Annotated in this window: 7 protein-coding genes and 1 pseudogene; 5 read left to right on the top strand and 3 right to left on the bottom strand. The window is 63.4% G+C overall.

The features are described from left to right. Together nhaD and A5906_RS26680 are read right to left on the bottom strand one after the other, a co-directional pair. A partial coding sequence (gene nhaD, locus A5906_RS26685; RefSeq protein ID WP_245326908.1) for a sodium:proton antiporter NhaD occupies window positions 1-1,144 on the bottom strand: 1,144 nt, incomplete at its 3' end. 22 nt (window positions 1,145-1,166) lie between these two features. Continuing rightward, a pseudogene (locus tag A5906_RS26680) lies at window positions 1,167-2,063 on the bottom strand (NAD(P)-dependent oxidoreductase); the annotation flags it as partial. A 167-nt stretch (window positions 2,064-2,230) separates the two neighbouring features. Between A5906_RS26680 and A5906_RS26675 the strand changes: the two are divergent. The 3 genes from A5906_RS26675 (at window position 2,231) to A5906_RS26665 (ending at window position 5,195) form a co-directional block, all read left to right on the top strand. After that, window positions 2,231-2,680: a VOC family protein gene (locus A5906_RS26675; protein ID WP_245326907.1), complete on the top strand. Its 450-nt coding sequence runs from the start codon at window positions 2,231-2,233 to the stop codon at window positions 2,678-2,680. Between the two features lie 85 nt (window positions 2,681-2,765). Continuing rightward, on the top strand, window positions 2,766-3,908 hold the full coding sequence (locus A5906_RS26670) for an Mrp/NBP35 family ATP-binding protein (protein WP_080138205.1): 1,143 nt from the start codon (window positions 2,766-2,768) through the stop codon (window positions 3,906-3,908). 198 nt (window positions 3,909-4,106) lie between these two features. Next, on the top strand, window positions 4,107-5,195 hold the full coding sequence (locus A5906_RS26665) for a TRAP transporter substrate-binding protein (RefSeq protein WP_080138204.1): 1,089 nt from the start codon (window positions 4,107-4,109) through the stop codon (window positions 5,193-5,195). 181 nt (window positions 5,196-5,376) lie between these two features. Here A5906_RS26665 and A5906_RS46005 read toward each other — a convergent pair whose 3' ends face one another. After that, complete coding sequence (locus tag A5906_RS46005; protein WP_283807730.1) at window positions 5,377-5,499, bottom strand: hypothetical protein; 123 nt, start codon at window positions 5,497-5,499, stop codon at window positions 5,377-5,379. A 177-nt stretch (window positions 5,500-5,676) separates the two neighbouring features. Between A5906_RS46005 and A5906_RS26660 the strand changes: the two genes are divergently transcribed. Both A5906_RS26660 and A5906_RS26655 read left to right on the top strand, forming a co-directional pair. Beyond that, the gene (locus A5906_RS26660; protein ID WP_080138203.1) at window positions 5,677-6,027 is read left to right on the top strand and encodes a YunG family protein; all 351 of its coding nucleotides are present in this window, start codon (window positions 5,677-5,679) and stop codon (window positions 6,025-6,027) included. A 294-nt stretch (window positions 6,028-6,321) separates the two neighbouring features. Then, entirely contained in the window at window positions 6,322-6,906 is a 585-nt protein-coding gene (locus A5906_RS26655) for a MarR family winged helix-turn-helix transcriptional regulator (RefSeq protein ID WP_080138202.1), read from the top strand. Window positions 6,907-6,965: the final 59 nt, after the last annotated feature.

Raw genomic sequence — 6,965 nt, 5'->3', positions numbered from 1 at the left:
CCGAGCCGATGATCAGGATCGAGCCGCCGGTTCCGGCGCAATAGGCGATGAACTCCCAGATGAAGCTGTCAGGCGGATAATGCGCGAGGTCGTACATGCCCATGGTCGCCGCGACCAGCGGCACGTTGTCGATGATGGCGCTGAGCAGGCCGAGCACGACGACGATGACGTCCTGGCGACCGATCGCCGTATCCAGCCAGCGCGCAAGCATCGAGAGCAGGCCGGCGTGTTCGAGGCAGGCGACAGCGAGCAGGATGCCGACGAAGAATACGACCGAACCCATGTCGATCCGGGTCAGCGCGTGCACCAGCGTGAGAGGCTGGCGCACGTGCTCGTCCTTGTGGCGATGCACGATCTCACCGACCAGCCAGAGCACGCCGAGCCCGAACAGGATGCCCATGAACGGCGCCAGATGCGTGACCGCCTTGAAGGCCGGCACCGCGATCAGCGTGCCGAGCCCAAGATAGAACATCAGATTGCGCTCGAACCGGGCGACGGCCAGGAGGCCATTATCCTTCGGCGGCGGCGCGATGGTCTTGCCCCTGAGCGAGAAGCTGATGAAGGCGAGCGGCAGCAGCAGATTGAGCAGCGAGGGCAGGAACACTGCGCTCATGATCTTCAGCGGCGTGATCTGGCCGCCGATCCACAGCATGGTCGTGGTGACGTCGCCGATCACGGTCCAGGCGCCGCCGGCATTGGCGGCGACGACGATGAGGGAGGCGAACAGCAGGCGGTCGTCGCGGCGGGCGATCAGCTTCTGGATCAGCGAGATCATGACGATCGTGGTTGTCAGATTGTCCAGGATCGCGCTGAGGAAGAACGTGACGAAGCCGATCAGCCAGATCAGGGTGACCTGGCTCGTGGTGTGGATCAGGGAGGTGATGACTTCGAAGCCGTCATGGGCGTCGATCACCTCGACGATCGTCATGGCGCCGATCAGGAAGAAGACGATCTGTGCGGTGGAGCTGACGGATTCGTCGAGCTGGCGGCCGACCAGCGCGTGGTCGCCGGTCGCGACAGCGTAGATGGTCCACAGCAGCCCCGCGCCGAGCAGCGCGGAGGCGCTCTTGTTGACGCGAAGCGGGTGCTCGAGCGCGATCGCCGCGTAGGCGAGGACGAAGATAGCGGCGATCGCGATCAGCAAGATGGTTTCAGGTCGTCAGCTATCAGCGATTGAGGCGGGCGAGCAGGCTTGACGTATCCCAACGCTTGCCGCCCATCTTCTCGACCTCGGCGTAGAACTGGTCGACCAGTGCGGTCACCGGCAGATTGGCGCCGTTGCGGCGGGCTTCGGCGAGCGCGATCGAGAGGTCCTTGCGCATCCATTCGACCGCAAAGCCGAAATCGTACTTGTTCTCGTTCATGGTCTTGTAGCGGTTCTCCATCTGCCAGGACTGCGCGGCGCCCTTCGAGATGGTCTCGATCACCGCGGCGACGTCGAGGCCGCTCTTCTTGGCGAAATGGATGCCCTCGGAGAGACCCTGCACCAGGCCTGCGATGCAGATCTGGTTGACCATCTTGGTCAGCTGGCCGCTTCCGGCGGGCCCGAGCAGTTTGCACATCCGCGCATAGGCGCCGGTGATGATCGGCTCGGCGCCGGCATAGACATCCTCGGCGCCGCCGCACATCACGGTCAGCACGCCGTTCTCGGCGCCGGCCTGGCCGCCGGACACGGGTGCGTCGATGAACTTGAAGCCGGCCTTGGTGGCGGCCGCATCAAGCTCGCGCGCGACTTCGGCGGACGCGGTGGTGTGGTCGACGAAGGTGGCACCCTTCTTCATCCCGGCGAATGCGCCATCCGCGCCGATCGTGACCGAGCGCAAATCGTTGTCGTTGCCGACGCAGCACATCACGAAATCCTGGCCCTCGGCGGCCGCCTTCGGGGTGGCCGCGGTCTTGCCGCCGAACTTGTCCGCCCATTCCTTCGCCTTGGCCGCGGTGCGGTTGTAGACGGTGACCTCATGGCCCCCTTTTTTCACGAGGTGTCCAGCCATGGGGAAGCCCATCACGCCGAGACCGAGGAAAGCGACTTTAGCCATGTGTGTGTCCGTAGCTTGAGTTTTACGGTTGCAGCCGGGCGAGGGGCCCCAGCCGGGGGTCCTTGAGGTTCCGCCTTGGGGCGGAACGGGCGCACCATAAACCGTTAGGGGCGGAGGGCAACGGCTTCGTTTGGCGGCCCCCTGTGCTAGGATGGCGGGACTCCAAGGACTTCAAAACAAGGGAGCGAAACATGGCATCGGGCTTGGGCGGCGTGAGCGTTGGCGTCCTCGATCATTTCAACATCCGGACCCGGAATCTGGCCGAGACGGTCCGCTTCTACGAGGACGTGCTGGGCCTGGAAAAAGGCGCCCGGCCCAATTTCGCCTTCCCGGGGGCCTGGATGTACAGCGAGGGCAAGCCGGTGGTGCACCTCGTCGATATTTCGCCGACCTCGGAGCCACAAAAGCCGGATTCCGGCGTTGTCCACCATGTCGCCTTCGTCAGCCGCGGCTTCGACGGCATGAAGCAGCGACTGACGTCCAAAGGGATGAAATTCGACTCCCGCCAGGTGCCCGGCGGCGACCTCTGGCAGATCTTCGTCCACGACCCCAACGGGGTCATGATCGAGCTGAACTACGAGGCGGCCCTGGAGCAGGGCGCCGCGCCCGCCGAGATGGCTGACGATATCGGCAGGCAGTAGCCTTTTGGTCGTTTCCGCTCTAATGGGGCATCCTGAAGCCTTGGGCCTGATCTGACCGGATCATGCCCCGTTTGGGAGATGCGCTTTGAGCGTGACGCAGCAACAGGTTCTCGACAGCCTCGCCCGGATCAAGTCGCCGCGCGGGGTTGCGCTCACCAATGCCAATGTGCTGAGCCCGATCAGCGCCTCCGACGGCAAGGTGTTCTTCTCGATCAATGTCGATGCCGCCGAGGCGCGGGCCTGGGAGCCCATCCGGGGCGAGGCTGAGGCCGCGGTGCGCAGCCTTCCCGGCGTCACCACCGTGATGGTGGCGCTGACCGCCGAACGCAAGCCCGGCTCCGCACCTCCGCCGCCTCCGCAGCCGAGCCGCGGCACGCCGGGCGTGCAGCCGGTCCATGCCCACAAGCCGCCGCCGCAGGGCGGCGCCCAGTCGCCGATGGCGCGGCAGTCGGAGATTCCGGGCGTCGCCGCGGTGATCGCGGTCGCCTCGGGCAAGGGCGGCGTCGGCAAATCGACCACCGCGCTCAATCTGGCGCTCGGCCTGCGCGACCTCGGCCTCAAGGTCGGGCTGCTCGATGCCGACATCTACGGCCCCTCGGTGCCGCGCTTGACGGGCCTGCACGACAAGCCGGAGCTGGATGGCGAGCGCAAGATGATTCCGCTCCGGCGCTTCGGACTTGCCATCATGTCGATCGGCTTCCTGGTGGAAGAGGAAACCGCGATGATCTGGCGCGGCCCGATGGTGATGTCGGCGGTGACGCAGATGCTACGCGATGTCGCGTGGGGTACGCTGGACGTGCTCGTCGTCGACATGCCGCCCGGCACCGGCGATGCCCAGCTCACGCTGGCGCAGAACGTGCCGCTGAAGGGTGCCGTGATCGTCTCGACCCCGCAGGACCTGTCGCTGATCGACGCCCGGCGGGGGCTTGCGATGTTCAGGAAGGTCAACGTGCCCGTGCTCGGCATCGTCGAGAACATGAGCTATTTCCAGTGCCCGCATTGCGGTACGAAATCCGACATCTTCGGCCATGGCGGGGCTCGGCACGAGGCCGAGAAGCTTGGCGTACCGTTCCTCGGCGAGATCCCCTTGCACATGGCGATTCGCGCCACGTCGGACGCCGGCAATCCCGTCGTCGACAGCGAGCCAGACGGTCCTCATGCGGCGATCTACCGCGCCATTGCAGAGCAGGTCCGGGACCAGCTCAAGGGTGTCATCGCCGCGGCCTGAGCCGGCCTGCGGCCCCCGGGCATGCGACTTTCGTAGAGCCCCGTCATGCCATTGTCGCGTTCCGAAAGCGCCCCTTCCGTGTTAAACGCCCACGGCAGTCAAGCCCCTTCGGTTCGACGCGGCCCGAGCGCGTCGGCGGACTGAGCGGCGGCAAAAGAGAAGTTAAGGGGAAACGCCCCAGCAAGGAGAGACCTGAAGATGAAGCGTCGTGATTTTCTCAAAGTGTCGGCAGCAGGCGCGGCGGCGACCGCTGTGGCCTCGCCGGCGATCGCGCAGTCCTCGCCCGAGATCAAGTGGCGCCTGACGTCGAGCTTCCCGAAGTCGCTCGACACCATCTATGGCGGCGGCGAGCAGGTGGCGAAGTACGTCGCCGAGATGACCGACAACAAGTTCCAGATTCAGGTGTTCGCTGCTGGCGAAGTCGTCCCTGGCCTGCAGGCGCTCGACGCGACCTCGAACGGCACGGTCGAGATGTGCCACACCGTCTCGTACTACTATGTCGGCAAGGACCCGACCTACGCGATCTTCGCCTCGGTGCCGTTCGGCCTCAACGCAAGGCAGCAGAATTCCTGGCTCTATCAGGGCGGCGGTAACGAGCTCGCCAACGAGTTCTTCAAGAAGTCGAACGTCATCGGCTTCCCCTGCGGCAACACCGGCACCCAGATGGGCGGCTGGTTCCGCAAGGAGATCAAGACAGTTGCCGATCTCTCGGGCCTCAAGATGCGCATCGGCGGCATCGCCGGCCAGGTGCTCCAGAAGGTCGGCGTGGTGCCGCAGCAGCTCGCCGGCGGCGACATCTATCCGGCGCTGGAGAAGGGCACGATCGACGCTGCCGAGTGGGTCGGCCCCTATGACGACGAGAAGCTCGGCTTCGCCAAGGTCGCCAAGTACTATTACTATCCTGGCTTCTGGGAAGGCGGTCCGACCGTCCACTCCTTCATCAACCTCGACAAGTGGAACGGCCTGCCGAAGAACTACCAGGCAATCCTCACCAACGCGATGGCCAACGCCAACAGCTGGATGGCCGCGCGCTACGACATGCAGAACCCGTCGGCATTGAAGCGTCTGGTCGCCGGCGGCACCCAGCTTCGTCCGTTCACCAACGAGGTGCTGGAAGCCTGCCTCAAGGCGACCAACGAATTGTGGGCGGAGATCTCGGCCAAGAACCCCGACTTCAAGAAGTCGATCGACGCCATGCAGGCCTACCGCTCCGACGAATATCTGTGGTGGCAGGTCGCTGAATACACCTATGACAGCTTCATGATCCGCTCGCGCACCCGCGGCTGATCTTTCGAACCTGTCGCAAAAGCGGAAAGCCCGGCCTCCAGAAGAGGCCGGGCTTTTTCTTTGCTGCGACGCGTCCGAAGGGCCAAACAAAAAATATCGAAAACAACCCCATGCACAGTAGACACGGGGTCAGGGGACGTTGCCTGGAGACGTGGCTAATCGTTTGACATGTAAGGAGAAATCAACGCGACGGGGCAATCATGGCGCGGCCGTTGCCGACGCGGCGATTTTTGCTTGGCACGACCGAGATCGTCATTTGGCGCGCCTCTTTTTCCAGGTCGTCATTGCGAGCGTAGCGAAGCAATCCAGAACCCCTCCGCGGAAAGACTCTGGATTGCTTCGCTACGCTCGCAATGACGAGCGGGTGGAGTTGGGGCTCAGCCGAGCAATGAGTCCGTTTTGACTCGTCGGGCAAAACAGTGGTAGAAAGCGATAATCGCATAATCCGAAATCTTGGTTCGGCCTGATCATTGGAGCTGCGATGCGCTTCGATCCCGACGACGTTCAATGCGCGCTGCGCAAGGCATGGTCGCTGTCGACGGCGAGCCAATGGACGGAGGACAATCCGGCGGCGGGGCAGTGCAACGTCACGTCGCTGCTGATCCACGAACTCTTCGGCGGCGACTTGTTGAAGACGCCTTTGCCGGCCGGCGACCATTTCTACAACCGGATCGAAGGCAAGCGGTACGATTTCACGGCGAGCCAGTTCGATCAGCCGATCGCCTACATGGACGTGCCGACGGGACGGCCCGACGCAGAGCTGGGAGCGACACACGACCAGCTGGCTCAACTCAGAGGGGCATTTCGGACGCACCACATCGGCTCGACCTAGAGTCAGCAGCTGACGGTGTGCGCCGTGATTCGGACGCGGGGCTTGATGCCCGCCATCCCGATATGAGCGCGATACGTATTTTTTCGGTGTTCCTTTTGCGGAACGATCAGGCTATCGGAATCCAGCAATCGGGCTGAAGCCGCGGCGGAATCATCACCGCCGTTCAGGCTTCACGGGACGGTCTACCGGACCCAACAAGTCCCGACGGGAATTCAACCTTCATCGAATACGGCGGCATCTCGATCCCTGATCGGGATGCCAGGACGGCCGTTGCCTGGGGACTTATCAGTGACAATGGCAATTGAGATTCTAAAGCTTCTGGTACGATCGGCCGACAGTTGGATTTTTGAAGGCAGCCTTTCGGGGCTGAGCGATCGGGAATGGATGGCCTTGCGTTATCTCGCCCGCGCAAACAAGTTTTCGAGGACGCCGAGCGCCCTTGCCAATTTTCTGGGGACGACCCGCAGCGCCGCATCGCAGATTGCCGCCGCGCTGCAGAGCAAGGGTTTGGTGGCCCGCAAGCCGTTTGCAGAGGACAAGCGCTCGATTGCGCTCTGTCTCACGGAGGAAGGCGAGAAATTCCTCAAGCGTGATCCGATGAACGCCCTGCGAGATCGGCTCGTAGCACTCGACGTCACCGATCAATTCCGGCTGCGCGATACGCTTCGCAGTGTCCTCGACGGGCTCGATGTCGGCAAGCGCCGCCATCATGCCGACATTTGCACCGAATGCATGTTCCTGATCGAGAGAGGAGAGGGAAAGGACCGGCATTTCAGGTGCCAGCTCTTTCGAAAATCCATCGCCCAAAAGGACACGACCCAGCTTTGCGCCTATTTCGAGGGACGGAGCGAAAGAGGTCAGTTGCAGGCAGGCGTGTAAGTCCTCTTGGCGAGGGGCATGCTCCCGCGATACCGTCTCCGACGTCATCAGCGACGAAC

It is taken from the genome of Bradyrhizobium sacchari (assembly GCF_002068095.1).
Classification (GTDB): Bacteria; Pseudomonadota; Alphaproteobacteria; order Rhizobiales; family Xanthobacteraceae; genus Bradyrhizobium; species Bradyrhizobium sacchari.
The sequence above is the reverse complement of the archived record's forward strand: the minus strand, read 5'-3'. Positions and strand labels throughout refer to the sequence as shown.

What these genes read in the sequence shown, in the direction of transcription:
- A5906_RS26675 (WP_245326907.1), top strand. Translation starts at nt 2,231, where the DNA reads ATGGCATCGGGCTTGGGCGGCGTGAGCGTTGGCGTCCTCGATCATTTC.
- A5906_RS26665 (WP_080138204.1), top strand. Translation starts at nt 4,107, where the DNA reads ATGAAGCGTCGTGATTTTCTCAAAGTGTCGGCAGCAGGCGCGGCGGCG.
- A5906_RS26660 (WP_080138203.1), top strand. Translation starts at nt 5,677, where the DNA reads ATGCGCTTCGATCCCGACGACGTTCAATGCGCGCTGCGCAAGGCATGG.
- A5906_RS26655 (WP_080138202.1), top strand. Translation starts at nt 6,322, where the DNA reads ATGGCAATTGAGATTCTAAAGCTTCTGGTACGATCGGCCGACAGTTGG.